We start from the raw sequence: 14,507 nt of genomic DNA, 5'->3' as shown, positions 1-14,507 counted from the left end.
CCATCGGTGTGCAATCCTCCATCAGTGACGGGTGACTATTGGCGGTTATGGACCTCCTCGGGTCTGTCGAACCTCGCCGACGGCGTGCTCAAGGTGGCGTTGCCGCTGGTGGCGATCGAGGCGACCCGGTCGCCGGTGCTCATCGCCGGGCTCGCGGTGGCGTTCTCCCTGCCGTGGCTGCTCGTGGCGCTGCCCGCGGGCGCGGTCGTCGACCGGGTCGACCGGCGGGTCCTGATGATGACGGCCAACCTCGTGCGGGCGGTCCTTGTCCTGGCGATCGCGTTCGGACCGACCGACATCCGGCTGTTCTCCGCGATCGCGTTCGGCATCGGCGTGGCCGAGGTGCTCCACGACGTCGCCGCGCAGTCGGTCGTGCCCGCCGTGGTCCCCGACGAGCACCTCTCCCGCGCGAACGGCCGCCTCTACGCCGTCGAGTTGACCGCGAACGAGTTCGTCGGGCCGCCGCTGGCCGGGTTCCTCGTGGCGGCGAGCGCGCTGGCGGCGCTGGCCGTCCCCGGCGGGCTGTGGATCGCGGCCGTGGTCGCGCTGTTCCTGGTGCGCGGCACGTTCCGGCCCGAGCGGGCCCAGCGGGCGTCGCTGCGCGGCGAGGTCGCGGAGGGCCTGGCCTTCCTGTGGCGCGATCGGGTGCTGCGCGCGTTCTCGGTGGTGGTCGGGCTGTTCAACTTCGCGACCAGCGCGACCTACGCCATCCTCGTGCTGTACGCGGTGGGCGCGATGGGGTTGGACGACCGGGGGTTCGGCTGGCTGCTGGCCGCCGTCGCCGGGGGCAGCGTCGTCGGCTCCGTGGCCGCCGAGCGCGTCGAGCGCGGTCTCGGCCGGGACCGGGCGCTCGTCGGCTCTCTCGCCGTCGCCGCGCCGCTGATCGCCCTGCCCGCCGCCACCGCGAACCCGATCGCGGTGGGGGCGGGCTTCTTCGGCAGCGGCGCCGCGATCATGGTGCTGAACATCGTCATGGTGTCGTTGCGGCAGCGCCGCACACCCGACCGGCTGCGCGGACGGGTCACCAGCGGGCACCGGATGGTGGCGTGGGGCAGCAAGCCGCTCGGCGCGCTGGCGGGCGGCCTCGTCGGCGAACTCCTCGGGCTCCCGGCGGTGTTCCTCGTGATGGGGCTGGTGGCCGCCGCCGGGATCCCGGTGCTGGTGCGGGCCCTGCGCTAGCCCAGGTGCGGCACGCGGTCGCCGTACCGCTCCAGCAGCGCGGCGTTCGCGGTGTCGCCGCCCTCGACATTGGAACTGCGCCAGCGCGGCAGCTCCACACCCTCGGCCTCGGCCCGGTCGTGCAGCCGGGCGAGCATCAGATTCCACAGGAAGGCGTTGCACAGCGTGGAAAGCGACGCGGTCACCGCGGAATCCGGCGGATAGGCCACGTCACCGGGGCCGGTGAGCGTGTCCAGCACGATGGTCGCGTGCTCGGCCAGCAGGCCACCGGCCCGCCGCGTCGCTCCCGCCGACGAGCGGGGCGACGTCACCGCGACGACCGGGCAGCCGCTGTCCACCGCGGTCTGGGCCAGTTCGACCGGGAACGGGTTCACCCCGGAGTTGGAGAAGATGAACAGCACCTCGTGGCCCGTGCGCGGCACCTCGGCGAACACCGACGCCGCCAGCCCGGCGCGCCGCTCGGCCGCGGTGGCCTTCCGGGCGCCGCCGAAGACCTGCAGGTCGTCGTGCACCAGCGGCCGCACGCACGCCAGGCCGCCCGCCCGGAAGAACGTCTCGGCGACGGCGGCCAGCGAGTGCCCCGCGCCCGAGGTGAGCACCAGGCCGTCGGCGCGGACGCAGGACAGCACCAGCTCGGCGGTCTCGTCCAGCGCGGACGCGTTGTGCTCGGCGACTTTCGCCAGGTGGGTGAGGGCCAGGTCGCCGTACACGGTGCCTCCAAAGCGGGTCAGGTCGTCGGGGTGGTCGGCGTCGGCGCCGTCGGCGACGTCCGCGCACGGGACCTCGGCGACGGCCCGGCCGCGCAGGTAGGGGCGGGCGCCGGTGTCGCCGACCGCGAGTTCGGCGACGCCCGCCCAGTGGTCGCGGCCGAGCAGCACCGGGTGGCCGGGCTCGCCGTCGTAGGTCGCCCTGGCCAGCGCGTCGGGGGCGGCCAACGCCGCCAGTCTGGACACCGCGGCCGCAGTGACGCCGGGAGTGTCCACAGTGAGCACGACGGCGGCGTCCACATCGGGCAGTGCGGACAGCCCGGCGCGCAGCGACGAGCCCATGCCCGATGCCCAGTCCGGGTTCTCCACGACGGTCGCTCGATCGCCGAGATGCGCGGCCACCTCGGCGGCGGACGCGCCCGTCACCACGACGACGGGATCGCAGCCGCCGTCGACCAGCGCGCGGAGGGCGTGGTCGACCAGCAGTTCGCCGCGCAAAGGCGCCAGCGCCTTGGGCATGCCGAAGCGCCTGCCCGCACCCGCGGCGAGAAGCAGACCGGCCGTCATGGCAGGCAGCCTAGTCGCCGAGACCGGGAACGATCTAGGTCACATGGGCGATGAGCAGGGAAGTCACCGCTTCCGGCGCGTCCCACACCACCCAGTGGGACGCCTCGTCGAGCATCTCGAAATGGTATGGACCATCGACCCACTTGCCGCAGCTCAGCGCCGCGGTCGAGCCCACCGCGACGTCCTCGGTGCCCCAGAGGTACAGCACCGGGACGGACACCCGGTCCGGCAGGACCAGCCGCCGCGCGGCGCGGAACCAGTTCAGCGCCGCGGTGAGCGCGTCGGGCTCGGACAGCCGGGCGACGTAGTCGGCCACCGCCGACCGGGGCAGCCGGTGCTCGAAGATCGCGCGCAGGGCGGCGGCGTCGTCGGCGAGCAGCCTGCGTTCGGCGGAGCGCTCCTTGAACAGCGCCAGGTGCTGCGAGCGCAGCGCCTGGTCCTCGTCGGCTCGGGCGGCCTCGGCCAGCGCGCACGGGTGCGGCGCGGACAGCGCGGCCAGCGTGCGGACGCGGTCGGGGTGCGCGGCCGCGGCGTGCCAGCCCACGACCGCGCCGACGTCGTGGCCGACCAGGTCGAACCGCGCCCAGCCGGACGCGTCGGCGATGGCCAGCACGTCGCCCACGAGGTCGTCGACGTGGTACTCGCCGGGCGACTCCGGCCGCACGCCGGGGGAGTAGCCGCGCTGGTCGACGGCGACCGCGCGGTACCCGGCCCGGCCCAGCGCCGCCACCTGGTGCTCCCACGCGGACGCGGCCTCCGGGAAGCCGTGCAGCAGCAGGACCGGCCGGTCGTCGGGCGCGCCCGCGGCGATGCCGTCGAAGGTCCCGGCCGGGGTCGCGATGCGCACGTGTTCGATCACGCACAGCAGACTAGCCGTGGGGACCGACACAGCGGCCAATCCCGGCGGCCCCCGGTTGCGAAGATGACGTCGTGGACGATCTCACCCCCCGCCTGCGCCGCTTCGCCGACGGCGACGCCGCCGCCGTGCTCGTGCTGCACGGCGGTCGGGAGTGGAGCATGGCCCGGGTCGCCTCGCACCAGCTCGCCTACCTGCGGATGGTCCCGTTCGCCCTGGACATCGCCCGCAGGAGCGACAACGTCGGCGTCCACCTGCTGCGCAACCGGTACCGGGGCTGGAACCCGCCCGCCGCGCACCCGGTGCAGGACGCGGAATGGGCGCTGGACCGCATCGGCGACGTCCCGGTCGTGCTGGTCGGGCACTCGATGGGCGGCCGCGTCGCGCTCCGGGTCGCCGGACACCCGAACGTGGTCGGGGTCTGCGCGCTCGCGCCGTGGATCGTCGACGAGCCCGTCGACCAGCTCGCCGGGCGCGCGGTGCTGATCGCGCACGGCGACCGCGACCGGACGACCGAACCCGCGCTGTCCTTCCGCTTCGCCGAGCGCGCCCGGCGGGTCACCGACCGGGTCGCCCGCTTCGACATGCGCGGCGAAGGGCACGCGATGCTGCGCAAAGCGGCCGTGTGGACGCGCCTGACCACGCGTTTCGCACTCGGTGTCCTCGGCACCCAACCGCATGATCCGCTGATTACGAATGCGTGGCGTCAGCCCGCGCCGGACGGATTGCGGGTGCCTATGTAGAGGGAGGACGTCCGTGAGGAAGGACATCGTGCGGGGTGCGCGCGACCGCGTCGCCGTGATCGGGAGCGGGGTGTCCGGCCTGACGGCCGCCTACCTGCTCCAGCGCCGCCACGACGTGACCCTGTTCGAGGCCGACGACCGGCTCGGCGGCCACGCCCACACCCACGACCTGCCCGCGGGCGACGGCCGCGTGGCCGCGGTGGACAGCGGTTTCATCGTCCACAACGAGCGGACATATCCCCACCTGCTGCGGCTGTTCGCCGAACTCGGCGTGACCACGCGCGACTCGGAGATGTCGATGAGCGTGCGCTGCGAGGGCTGCGGCCTGGAGTACGCGGGCGCGCGCGGGCCCGTGGGCGTGTTCGCCCAGGCGTCCAGCCTGGCCAGCCCCCGGTTCCTGCGCATGCTCACCGAGATCAAGCGGTTCCACCGACACGCCCGGCGCGTCCTGCGGGACGACCCGGGCGAGATCACGCTGCGCGCGTTCGTCGTCGTGGGCGGGTATTCGCGGTACTTCGTGGACCACTTCCTGATCCCGCTCGTCTCCGCGGTGTGGTCGGCGGGCCCGGAGCCCACGATGCGCTACCCGGCGCGGTATCTGTTCGAGTTCCTGCACCACCATGGGGTGCTCGCCGTCACCGGGTCGCCGCGGTGGAGGACCGTCGTGGGCGGCTCGCGCGAGTACGTCGAGCGCGCGGTCAAGAACCTTTCGGCCGTCGCGCTGTCCACCCCGGTCCGAGCGCTGGTGCGCCACAGCGACCACATCGAACTGCGCGACGACGCCGACGAGGCGCACCGGTTCGCCCGGGTCGTCGTGGCCACCCACCCGGACCAGGCCCTGCGCCTGCTCGCGGCGCCGACGCCCGCCGAGCGGGCGACGCTGGGCGCGTTCGAGTACTCGGTGAACCAGACACTCCTGCACACAGACACGTCCGTGCTGCCTCGGACGCGCAACGCGGCGGCGTCGTGGAACTACCTCAAGCCCGCCTGCTCGGTCGCCGACGGCCCGGTGCGGGTCAGTTACGCAATGAACCGGTTGATGGGGCTGACGGAGCCCGAGGAGTACATCGTCAGCCTCAACGCCGCCGACCGCGTGGACCAGGACAAGGTCCTGCGCCGGATGGTCTACGAGCACCCGATCTACACCCCCGGCTCGCTGGCCGCCCAGCGCGGCCTGCCCGCGCTCAACGACGACCGCGTCGCCTACGCGGGCGCGTATCACGGGTGGGGCTTCCACGAGGACGGTTGCGCGTCGGGCGTCCGTGCGGCGGAGCACTTCGGTGCAGGGTGGACTCCGTGACCGCGCTCTATGACAGCACCGTGACGCATGTCCGACGGGAACGGATGGATCGGACATTTCACCACCGCGTGCACTACTGGCTGGTCGATCTCGACGCGCTGCCCCGGTACGGGCCGCTGGCGAGCTTCCGCGCGGCGGACCATCTGGGCGTTCCGGCGCGCTCCATCAAGGCGAACCTGGCCGCCTGGTTGGCCGGGCAGGGCATTTCCGTGTGCGGCCGGGTGTTGATGCTGGCGAACGCGCGGGTGTTCGGGTACGTGTTCAACCCGCTCACCCTGTACTGGGTGCACGATGAACGCGGGGAGGTGGACTGTGTGGTGGCGGAAGTGCACAACACCTACGGGGAGCGGCACTGCTATCTGCTCCGTCCGGACGAGGATGGCCGCGCGCGGGTCGCGAAGGACTTTTATGTGTCGCCGTTCCTGGCCGGGGGCGGCGAATACCTGATGCGCGTGCCGCTTCCAGGTGAAAGGCTTTCCGTGGCGGTTGCCCTCCGCCAGGACGGGAATGTCCCGTTCACCGCGACACTTGTCGGCACGCGCAAGGCGCCGACCCTCGGGGAGGTGGTCCGGATGGTGCTGCGCGGGCGGCTGCTGCCCCACCGGGTCAGCGCCCTCATCCGCAAGCACGGCATCACGCTGTGGCTGCGCCGCGTTCCCGTCGTCCCCCGCCCGAAGCACGCGCCCCAGGAGGGTGTCCAGTGACCGAGATGCCGACCCGCGCCCCGGCGGACCGTCCCGATCCCTCCGGCCAGTGGGGCTCGCTGTTCACCCCGCCGCACAACGCGTTCCGCGCCCGCGTCGCCCGCGCCCTGTTCACCAACGCCGTCCGCCGCCTGCCCGTGCGCGTGGAATACCCGGACGGCACCCGGGTCGGCGCAGGCGGACCGCAGTCCCCGCTGATGCGCCTCGAGCGCCCGTCCGCGTTCTTCCACCGCCTCGGCGTCGACGCCAAGATCGGCTTCGGCGAGAGCTACATGGCGGGCGACTGGACCAGCACGGCGCTGGTGGAGCTGCTGACCGAGTTCGCCGCCCGGATGAGCACCCTCATCCCGCCCCGCCTGCAGGCCTTCCGCCGCTGGGTGGACCGTCGGCAGCCGGTGGCCGAGGAGAACACGGTCGAGAACTCCCGCCGCAACATCCACCGGCACTACGACCTGTCGAACGACCTCTTCGCCACTTTCCTCGACGAGACGATGACGTACTCGTCGGCGTGGTTCGCCCCCGGCTCGTCGGACCTGCGGGAGGCGCAACTCCGCAAAATCGACGGCATCCTGGACTACGCCCGGGTCGGCGGCGACACCCACGTGTTGGAAATCGGCACCGGCTGGGGCGCACTCGCGATTCGAGCGGCTCAGCGCGGGGCCCGGGTGACGACGCTGACCTTGTCGTCGGAGCAGAAGGCGCTGGCCGAACAGCGCATCGCCGCTGCTGGGGTGGGGGATCGGGTGCAGGTGGTTCTTCGGGACTACCGGGAGGCCCAGGGGACTTATGACGCTGTGGTGAGCGTGGAGATGATCGAGGCCGTGGGGGAGCGGTATTGGCCTACTTACTTCTCCGCTGTCGATCGGCTGCTGCGGCCTGGGGGGCGGTTCGGGTTGCAGACGATCACCATGCCGCATGATCGGATGATGGCTACTCGGGATTCTTACACGTGGATCCACAAGTATATCTTTCCTGGGGGGATTATTCCTTCTGTTGAGGCTATCGAGGAGTGTGTGGGGCGGTTCACGGGGATGAAGGTGCATGCGTTTCGGGACTTCGGGTTGGATTACGCGGAGACGTTGCGGCAGTGGCGGGTGCGGTTTCTGTCGCAGTGGGGGCGGGTTGCGCAGTTGGGGTTTGACTCTACTTTTCGGCGGATGTGGGAGTTTTATCTCGCTTACTGTGAGGCTGGGTTTCGGGCGGGGTATCTGAATGTTCGGCAGTTGTCTATTGGGCGGTGAGGTTGCTGGGGGGCGGTGAGGTTGCTGCTGGTGCTGGGGGGTCGGCTCGCCGGTTCCCGGCGTTGCTCGTGGTCACAAGCGTCCTCGCCGGACGGGCAGGTCTCCAGGATGGTCGGGCTTGCCTGCCATCCCGTCGACCTCCCGGAGGGTTACCACAGCCAGGGTGGGGGCGCGGAGCTTGCGTTTTCGCGGGTTAGGGCCCTGGGGGCCCTAACCTGGCAAGTCCTGTTTCGTCGAGGGCCGCGCCCCCACCCTGGCTATGGTAAGGCTTTGCCAGGTCGACGGGATGGCAGGCAAGCCCTGCTTTGGGGGGTGGGCGGGTGGAGTGCCAGTGGGCAAGAAAGATTATGAACTGTGTTAAGCAGCGCAACTGCCCTCAAAAGGTAACTCGCCCCGGATAACTGGCCGATGGGGTGGACTCCCATTCGTGGGGAGCGAAGCGGTGCTACCCTTGCTCGGGCGTGGACGGCTTCGCCGCTCCGCCCTTCTCCACGCCCGCGCCGCTTCGCTTAGGGGCCCCGCGAATGGGAGTTCACCCCATCGGCCACTAAGAAGCAAATCGCGAACCACCCTGCCAGCGGCCGGTCGGGCGCCGAAGCCTGTCGAGAAACCAAGGCCCCGGTAGTCGACGAGCGGCAGCGGAGCAAGCGAGCGAGCCCGAGCAACCCACCCGCCCCATCCGGCGTCTTCCGAACAAGCGATGGGAGACTCCCATGCGGAAGGAAATCGGCGTTGACGACACGGTCGGGCGGACAGATGAGCTACGGACAGGGACATCCCCGGGGCCACCGGCCACCGCCGTACCACCCGGACGGCCCCCAGGGTCGCCGCGGGCCTGACCCGCGCCACCAGCAGCCGCACCGGGGCCACCAGCAGCCTTACCGGGGGCAAGCCCAGCGCGGGCCCGACCAGCGCCACCCGGCTCCGCCTCGGCGGGGGCGGCGGAGGCGGAAGCCGGGGCGGATCGCGCTCGTCGTCGTGCTGGTGCTGGTGGCGTTGGTCGCCGGGCTCTGGATCTACGGGGAGTCGTCGCTCAACCGGACCGCCGCGCTCACCGACTACGAGGGCAGGCCCGCGGCGGGGTCGGGGACCAACTGGCTCATCGTCGGGTCCGACAGCCGGGAGGACCTCAGCGAGGACCAGCAGAAGGAGCTGAACACCGGCGCCCCGGAGGGCAGGCGGACCGACACCATCATGGTCCTGCACATCCCCGACAACGACACACCGCCGACGCTCGTCAGTCTGCTGCGCGACTCCTACGTGCCGATCCCCGGCCACGGCCGCAACAAGCTCAACGCCGCCTACGCCTTCGGTGGCCCGCAGCTGCTCGCGCAGACCGTGGAGGTGTCCACCGGGCTGCGGATGGACCACTACATCGAGATCGGCCTCGGCGGGTTCGCCGACCTGGTCGACGCGGTCGGCGGCGTCGAGATGTGCCTGGACAAGCCCATCAAGGACCCGCTGGCGGGCATCGACCTCCCCGCGGGCTGCCAGGAGCTGTCCGGGCCGGACGCCCTCGGGTACGTCCGCACCCGCGTCGGGCCGAGGGCGGACCTGGACCGGGTGATCCGGCAGCGGGAGTTCATCGGCGCGCTGACCGACAAGGCGACCAGCCTCGGGACGATGGTCAACCCGTTCCGCGCGGTGCCGCTGCTGGCCGCGGCGCCGGACGCGGTGACCGTGGACGAGGGCGACCACCTGCACAACCTGCTGCCGCTGGCCATGGCGATGGGCTCCGGCGATCTGGTCACCACCACGGTGCCGATCGGCGGCGGCGAGCGGGTCCCGGGTGTCGGCGCGGTGGTCCGCTGGGACCGGGAGAAGGCGCTGGCCCTGTTCGACGCGCTGGGCACCGACGCGCCGGTCTCGGCGGACCTCATCACCAAGCCGCCCGCCTGATCAGCGGGTCCGCGCGCGCAGGATCTCCAACGCCTGGTCGGCGTGCACGTTGAAGCGCAGCTCGCTCTTGATCTCGCCGAGCACGGTGTGGTCGGTGTCGATGACGAACGTCTTGCGCTTGGTCAGCAGCGGCCCGAAGCGGCGGCGGACGCCGAACTGCTTGGCGACGGCGCCGTCCGGGTCGGACAGCAGCGGGTAGTCGAAGGCGTGCGTCGCGGAGAACTGGGCCTGCTTCGCCACCGGGTCCGGGCTGATGCCCACGCGGTGCGCGCCGACCTCGGCGAACTCGGCCGCGAGGTCGCGGAAGTGGCAGCTCTCCGCGGTGCAGCCGCCGGTCATCGCGGCCGGGTAGAAGAAGAGCACGACGGGGCCGGTGGCCAGGAATTCCGACAGCGAGCGCTGCGCGCCGGTCTCGTCGGCCAGGGTGAAGTCGGCGACCTTGTCTCCGGTCCTCATCGGGTTCCTTTCGGTGGCAGCGGGACGAAACCGCTGGTGCGGGCAACGTACTCGGCGTATCCCGGGCGGCTCGCGCCGAGGTGGCGCTCGGTGAGCGGCTTGCCCGTGCCGCGGGCGAGTAGAGAGGTCATGACCAGCGGCGACACGATGGTCGCAGCTCCCCACCACGAGTCGCACGCCATCAGGTAGATGCCCCACCACACGCAGGCGTCGCCGAAGTAGTTGGGGTGCCGGGTGTAGCGCCACAGGCCGGTGTCGAGCACCTTGCCGGAGTTCGCCGGATCGGCCTTGAACCGGCTCAGCTGCGCGTCGCCGACGGTCTCGAAGGCGAACCCGACCGCCCACAGCGCCGCGCCCGCCGCGTCCAGCCAGGTGAGCCCGCCGGACTGCGCGACCTGCACCGGCAGCGAGATGACCCACATCAGCACGGCCTGGGGCAGGAACACCACGCGCAGCATGTGCAGGCGCGGATCGCCCTCGGCGCGGCCCAGGATCTCCGCGTAGCGCCGGTCCTCCGGCTTGCCGTGGTTGCGGACGTGCAGGTGCACCGCCAGTCGCACGCCCCACACCACGGTGAGCGCCGTGACGAGTATGTCTCCATCGGACAGTCCGAACGAGACGATAGCGATGAGCGCGAATCCCAGACCCCATGCGGTGTCGATGGTGTCGTACTTGCCCCGCCGCACGCTGATCGCGAACACCGCCGCCATGAGCACCGCGACGGCGGCCGCGGTCGCCGCGAAGGTCACGCCCGCGCCCGCAGTCCTGCGCGCGTGCGCGGCATCCCGCTGCGCCCGTCCGCCGTGGGCCGCACGGCCAGGATCTGGTCGACGCCCATCCGGTTCTCCTCGAACGCCAGCGCCCCGCCCGCGAAGTACAGCCGCCACACCCTGGCCTGTTCCTCGCCGACCAGCGCGACGACCTCCGGCCAGCGCCGCTCCAGCGTGGCCCACCACGCCCGAACGGTCCACACGTAGTGCTCGCGCAGCGCCTCCACGTCGCGGACCTCCAGGCCCGCCCGCTCCAGCAGGTCGATGGTCTGGCCGACCGGCCGCATGTTCATGTCCGGGGCGATGTAGGTCTCGATGAACGCGCCGCCGCCCTGGGCGTTCGCGCCGCGCGACATCTGCTGCAGCAGCAGGCGGCCGCCGGGCTTGAGCATGCGGTGCAGGGTGGCCGCGTAGACCGGGTAGTTGGCCCGGCCGACGTGCTCGCCCATCTCGAGCGTGCCGATCGCGTCGAACGGCTCGCCCGCGAGGTCCCGGTAGTCCTGCAGCCGGATCTCCACCCGGTCGGCCAGGCCCAGCTCGTCGAGGCGGGCCATGATGAACTCGCGCTGCTCGCGCGCGAGCGTGATCCCGGTGACGTGCACGCCGTAGTGGCGGGCGGCGTGGATGGCCAGCGAGCCCCAGCCGCAGCCGACGTCGAGCATCCGCGTCCCGGGCTGCAGCCCGAGCTTCGCGCAGACCAGGTCGAGCTTGTCGCGCTGGGCGTCCTCGACGGTGTAGTCCGGGGCGTCGGAGGTCCAGTAGCCGCAGGAGTAGGCCATTTGCGGGTCGAGGACCATCCGGTAGAAGGCGTTGGAGAAGTCGTAGTGGTGGGAGATCGCGGCCTCGTCGCGGGCCTTGCTGTGCGCGCGCCCGCGCAGCCGCGCCTCGGCCTCGGGGACCGCGGGGCGGGGGCCGAGCACCCCGAGCCGCACGGCGGTCCTGATCAGGCCGAGCTTGTCCATCAGCCCCAGTCCGGGCGTGGCGCCGCCGCGGGTCAGCGCCCAGAACCGCGACAGCGCGGCGCCCACGTCGCCCTCCACGTCGAGGTCCCCGCTGACGTACGCGCGGGCCAGTCCCAGCTCGTTCGGGCTCCACAGCAGGTGCCGCAGCGCCCGCCGGGTGCGCACGACGCCCACCGGCCCGTCGTCGGGCCCGGCCTCGCTGCCGTCCCATGCGCGCAGCCGCACCGGCAGCGGCGCGCCGATCACCGCCTCGGCCAGCTCGGCCAGGGTGGTGGCGACAGGGGTGCGTTCGGCCACGGCGACTCCGATCTGCGTGGGGGCGTCCACCCCCGCATTCGGGGGTCCGCCACGCCCGGATGGGTCGTGCCAGTATCGGCCTTGTGGAGATCGCGATCGCGCGGGTGGCGACGGAGGTGTTCTCGCCCGCCGTGGTGGTGCTGGTGCTGCCCATGACCGTGGCGTGGCACGCGACCGGGCACGTCGGGCTCACGCTGCTGTGGGGCTTGGAGGTGGCCCTGTTCTCCAGCGTGCTGCCGATGCTGTTCATCATCCGCGGCGCCCGCGCGGGCCGCTGGGACGGCCACCACGTGCGCGACCGCGAGCACCGGACGGTCCCGCTGCTGGTCGGGCTCGCGTCCACGGCCGTCGGCGTCGCCATCCTGGTGCTGGCCGACGCGCCGCGCGACGTCCTGGCGCTGTCCGCGGCCATGATCGCCACGCTGGCCGTGTGCATCGCGGTGACCCGGTTCTGGAAGATCTCCCTGCACGCCGCGGTCTCCGGCGGCGCGGTCGCCATGGTCACGCTGCTCTACGGGCCGTGGTCGCTGCTGCTGCTGCTGGCGCCGCTGGCCCTGGTGTGCTGGTCGCGGGTCGTGCTCGGGGACCACACCGCGGCCCAGGTGGTCGCCGGGGCGATCACCGGGCCGCTCGTCGGCGGTGTGGTGTTCCTGCTAGCGGGCTGAGGCGAGCACGTCCGCGATCGCCGCGACGCCCTGGTCGATCTCGGCCTCGGTGATCACCAGCGGGGGCGCGACGCGCAGCGTGGTGTCGTGGGTCTCCTTGCAGAGCACGCCGCGCTCCATCAGCGCCTCGGAGGCGAGGCGGCCCGCCATGGTGGTCAGCTCGACGCCCGCCCACAGCCCGCGGCCGCGGACCTCGGAGACGCCCCGGCCGACCAGCTCGCCGAGCCGGGCGTGCAGGTGGGCGCCCAGCACCCGCGAGCGCTCCTGGAACTCGCCGGTGGCCAGCAGCCGGACGACGGCGCGGCCGACGGCGCAGGCCAGCGGGTTGCCGCCGAAGGTGGAGCCGTGCTCGCCGGGGCGCAGCACGCCGAGGACGTCGCGGCGGCCGACCACCGCCGACACCGGCAGGATGCCCCCGCCGAGCGCCTTGCCCAGCGTGTAGACGTCGGCGCGGACCCCGGCGTGGTCGAGGGCGAACAGGGACCCGGTGCGGGCCAGGCCCGACTGGATCTCGTCGGCGATGAACAGGACGTTGTTCTCGTCGCAGAGGCGGCGGACCTCGCGCAGGTAGTCCGCGCCGGGCACGACGACGCCCGCCTCGCCCTGGATCGGCTCGACCAGCACGGCGGCCGTCCGGTCGGTGATCGCTGCGGCGAGCGCGGCGGCGTCGCCGTACTCGACGACGGTGAAGCCCGGGGTGAACGGCCCGAAGTCGGCGCGCGCCACCTCGTCGGTGGAGAAGGAGACGATCGTGGTGGTGCGGCCGTGGAAGTTGCCGCCTGCGACGATGATCTCCGCGGTGTCCTTGGCCAGGCCCTTGACCCGGTAGGCCCACTTGCGGGCGATCTTGACGGCGGACTCGACGGCCTCGGCGCCGGAGTTCATGGCCAGCACCATCTCGGTGCCGGTCAGCTCGGCCAGCTCGCGGCAGAACAGGCCGAACTGGTCGTGGTGGAACGCGCGGCTGGTCAGGGTCACCCGGCCGAGCTGCTCGACCGCGGCCGCGACCAGGGCCGGGTGCCGGTGCCCGAAGTTGAGGGCGGAGTACCCGGCGAGGAAGTCCAGGTAGCGGCGACCGTGCACGTCGGTCACCCACGCGCCCTCGGCCTCGGCGATGACCACCGGCAGGGGGTGGTAGTTGTGCGGGCTCCAGTGCTCGTCCATGCCGATGAAGTCGGTGGGCTGGGCAGTCGCGGTCATGTGAGCCAGGTTAAGGGGCGTTCGCGATGGTTTCATCCGGACAATGTTGCTTGTGGCGGGCAAACGTTGCGTGATCCGGCGTTTGCGCTTTGGAAACGTGCGTGAAGCGGGTCTCGGGGCGTCGGACTACCCTCCGCTACATGGTGCGTGACGTGCTGCGGGTACGGCCCGGTGACCTGCCCGATCCCCGGTCCACTCCCGTGGGCCCGACCAGCAAGCAGGCGGCCCGCGCCGCCCTGCCCGCGATCGGAGCCCGCCTCGCCGAGCTGCAGGAGGCGCTGTACGCCGAAGCGACCCGCGGGGTGCTGCTCGTGCTGCAGGGCATGGACACCTCCGGCAAGGGCGGCACCATCAAGCACGTCGCGGGCCTGCTGAACCCGCTCGGCCTGCGCATCGCCTCGTTCAAGTCGCCGACGCGGGAGGAGCGGCGGCACGACTTCCTGTGGCGCATCCGCAAGCAGGTGCCCGTCCCCGGCCAGATCGGTGTGTTCGACCGCTCGCACTACGAGGACGTCCTGATCGTCCGCGTCGAGAACCTGGCCCCGGACTGGGAGGCGCGGTACTCCACGATCAACGCCTTCGAGGCCGAACTGGCGGACTCGGGCATCACGGTGATCAAGTGCTTCCTGCACATCTCCCCGCGCGAGCAGAAGAAACGCCTGCTCGACCGCTTGAACGACCCGTCGAAGCACTGGAAGTACAACCCCGCCGACCTCGCCGCCCGCGCGAAGTGGAGCGCCTACCAGGAGGCGTACGCCGCAGTCCTGGCCCGCTGCTCGACCCCCGCGGCGCCCTGGTACGTCATCCCGGCGGACCGCAAGTGGTACCGCAACTGGGCCGTGGCGAGCCTGCTGCTGGAGACCCTGGAAGCCCTCGCCCCCCAACCTCCCCGCGCCGACTTCGACGTCCAGTCCGAACTGACCCGCCTGACCGAACACGACCCCCTGGCGTGACTCAGCGG

14 protein-coding genes and 1 pseudogene are annotated in these 14,507 nt (G+C 72.1%); 8 read left to right on the top strand and 7 right to left on the bottom strand.

All coding sequences use genetic code 11. The annotated features are described in order from the left end of the window. The first annotated feature begins 24 nt into the window (after window positions 1–24). Window positions 25–1,179: an MFS transporter gene (locus tag IEY98_RS25460; RefSeq protein ID WP_229787430.1), complete on the top strand. Its 1,155-nt coding sequence runs from the start codon at window positions 25–27 to the stop codon at window positions 1,177–1,179. Here IEY98_RS25460 and IEY98_RS25455 read toward each other — a convergent pair. From IEY98_RS25455 to IEY98_RS25445, 3 genes and pseudogenes are all read right to left on the bottom strand, one after another. Continuing rightward, window positions 1,176–1,889, bottom strand: coding sequence for a sugar isomerase domain-containing protein (locus tag IEY98_RS25455; RefSeq protein WP_229787495.1), 714 nt, complete (start codon window positions 1,887–1,889; stop codon window positions 1,176–1,178). The genes IEY98_RS25460 and IEY98_RS25455 overlap by 4 nt on opposite strands. A gap of 102 nt (window positions 1,890–1,991) precedes the next feature. Continuing rightward, window positions 1,992–2,453, bottom strand: a pseudogene (locus IEY98_RS25450) (nucleotidyltransferase family protein); the annotation flags it as partial. A gap of 34 nt (window positions 2,454–2,487) precedes the next feature. Further along, entirely contained in the window at window positions 2,488–3,312 is an 825-nt protein-coding gene (locus IEY98_RS25445) for an alpha/beta fold hydrolase (protein WP_189213151.1), read from the bottom strand. 71 nt (window positions 3,313–3,383) lie between these two features. On the opposite strand from IEY98_RS25445, the gene IEY98_RS25440 reads away from it, so the two are divergent. The 5 genes from IEY98_RS25440 (at window position 3,384) to IEY98_RS25420 (ending at window position 9,196) form a co-directional block, all read left to right on the top strand. Continuing rightward, complete coding sequence (locus tag IEY98_RS25440; protein WP_258906660.1) at window positions 3,384–4,052, top strand: alpha/beta hydrolase; 669 nt, start codon at window positions 3,384–3,386, stop codon at window positions 4,050–4,052. Between the two features lie 13 nt (window positions 4,053–4,065). Beyond that, window positions 4,066–5,352, top strand: a complete 1,287-nt coding sequence (locus IEY98_RS25435) for an NAD(P)/FAD-dependent oxidoreductase (protein WP_229787428.1) — start codon at window positions 4,066–4,068, stop codon at window positions 5,350–5,352. After that, window positions 5,349–6,056 carry a DUF1365 domain-containing protein gene (locus IEY98_RS25430; RefSeq protein ID WP_229787426.1) on the top strand — a complete coding sequence of 236 codons (708 nt, stop codon included), beginning with the start codon at window positions 5,349–5,351 and terminating at the stop codon, window positions 6,054–6,056. Before IEY98_RS25435 ends, IEY98_RS25430 begins: the two co-directional genes overlap by 4 nt. Before the next feature lie 5 nt (window positions 6,057–6,061). Next, the gene (locus IEY98_RS25425; RefSeq protein WP_189213296.1) at window positions 6,062–7,297 is read left to right on the top strand and encodes an SAM-dependent methyltransferase; all 1,236 of its coding nucleotides are present in this window, start codon (window positions 6,062–6,064) and stop codon (window positions 7,295–7,297) included. A gap of 978 nt (window positions 7,298–8,275) precedes the next feature. Beyond that, complete coding sequence (locus IEY98_RS25420; RefSeq protein WP_308425928.1) at window positions 8,276–9,196, top strand: LCP family protein; 921 nt, start codon at window positions 8,276–8,278, stop codon at window positions 9,194–9,196. Here the strand turns inward: IEY98_RS25420 and IEY98_RS25415 are convergent, their stop codons facing one another. From IEY98_RS25415 to IEY98_RS25405, 3 genes are read right to left on the bottom strand one after another with little or no spacing between them, the layout of a single operon-like run. Continuing rightward, the gene (locus tag IEY98_RS25415; protein WP_189213147.1) at window positions 9,197–9,652 is read right to left on the bottom strand and encodes a peroxiredoxin; all 456 of its coding nucleotides are present in this window, start codon (window positions 9,650–9,652) and stop codon (window positions 9,197–9,199) included. It lies immediately after the preceding gene. Continuing rightward, complete coding sequence (locus IEY98_RS25410) at window positions 9,649–10,362, bottom strand: DUF1295 domain-containing protein (protein WP_189213295.1); 714 nt, start codon at window positions 10,360–10,362, stop codon at window positions 9,649–9,651. Before IEY98_RS25410 ends, IEY98_RS25415 begins: the two co-directional genes overlap by 4 nt. 35 nt (window positions 10,363–10,397) lie before the next feature. Then, on the bottom strand, window positions 10,398–11,681 hold the full coding sequence (locus IEY98_RS25405) for a class I SAM-dependent methyltransferase (RefSeq protein ID WP_229787424.1): 1,284 nt from the start codon (window positions 11,679–11,681) through the stop codon (window positions 10,398–10,400). A gap of 83 nt (window positions 11,682–11,764) precedes the next feature. Between IEY98_RS25405 and IEY98_RS25400 the strand changes: the two genes are divergently transcribed. After that, the gene (locus IEY98_RS25400; RefSeq protein WP_229787422.1) at window positions 11,765–12,346 is read left to right on the top strand and encodes a hypothetical protein; all 582 of its coding nucleotides are present in this window, start codon (window positions 11,765–11,767) and stop codon (window positions 12,344–12,346) included. Here the strand turns inward: IEY98_RS25400 and rocD are convergent. Beyond that, window positions 12,335–13,546: an ornithine--oxo-acid transaminase gene (gene rocD, locus IEY98_RS25395; RefSeq protein WP_189213145.1), complete on the bottom strand. Its 1,212-nt coding sequence runs from the start codon at window positions 13,544–13,546 to the stop codon at window positions 12,335–12,337. The two genes, IEY98_RS25400 and rocD, sit on opposite strands and share 12 nt — an antisense overlap. A gap of 140 nt (window positions 13,547–13,686) precedes the next feature. On the opposite strand from rocD, the gene IEY98_RS25390 reads away from it, so the two are divergent. Continuing rightward, the gene (locus IEY98_RS25390) at window positions 13,687–14,499 is read left to right on the top strand and encodes a PPK2 family polyphosphate kinase (protein ID WP_189213144.1); all 813 of its coding nucleotides are present in this window, start codon (window positions 13,687–13,689) and stop codon (window positions 14,497–14,499) included. The last annotated feature ends 8 nt before the right edge of the window (window positions 14,500–14,507 follow it).

It is taken from the genome of Actinokineospora fastidiosa (genome assembly GCF_014648415.1).
Taxonomy (GTDB): domain Bacteria; phylum Actinomycetota; class Actinomycetes; order Mycobacteriales; family Pseudonocardiaceae; genus Actinokineospora; species Actinokineospora fastidiosa.
Note: the sequence above shows the minus strand (reverse complement) of the source record. Positions and strands in the feature narration are given on the sequence as shown.

Coding starts and splice junctions, on each gene's coding strand:
- IEY98_RS25425 (WP_189213296.1), top strand. CDS start 6,062: ATGCCGACCCGCGCCCCGGCGGACCGTCCCGATCCCTCCGGCCAGTGG.
- IEY98_RS25415 (WP_189213147.1), bottom strand. CDS start 9,652: ATGAGGACCGGAGACAAGGTCGCCGACTTCACCCTGGCCGACGAGACC.
- IEY98_RS25410 (WP_189213295.1), bottom strand. CDS start 10,362: ATGGCGGCGGTGTTCGCGATCAGCGTGCGGCGGGGCAAGTACGACACC.
- rocD (WP_189213145.1), bottom strand. CDS start 13,546: ATGACCGCGACTGCCCAGCCCACCGACTTCATCGGCATGGACGAGCAC.
- IEY98_RS25390 (WP_189213144.1), top strand. CDS start 13,687: ATGGTGCGTGACGTGCTGCGGGTACGGCCCGGTGACCTGCCCGATCCC.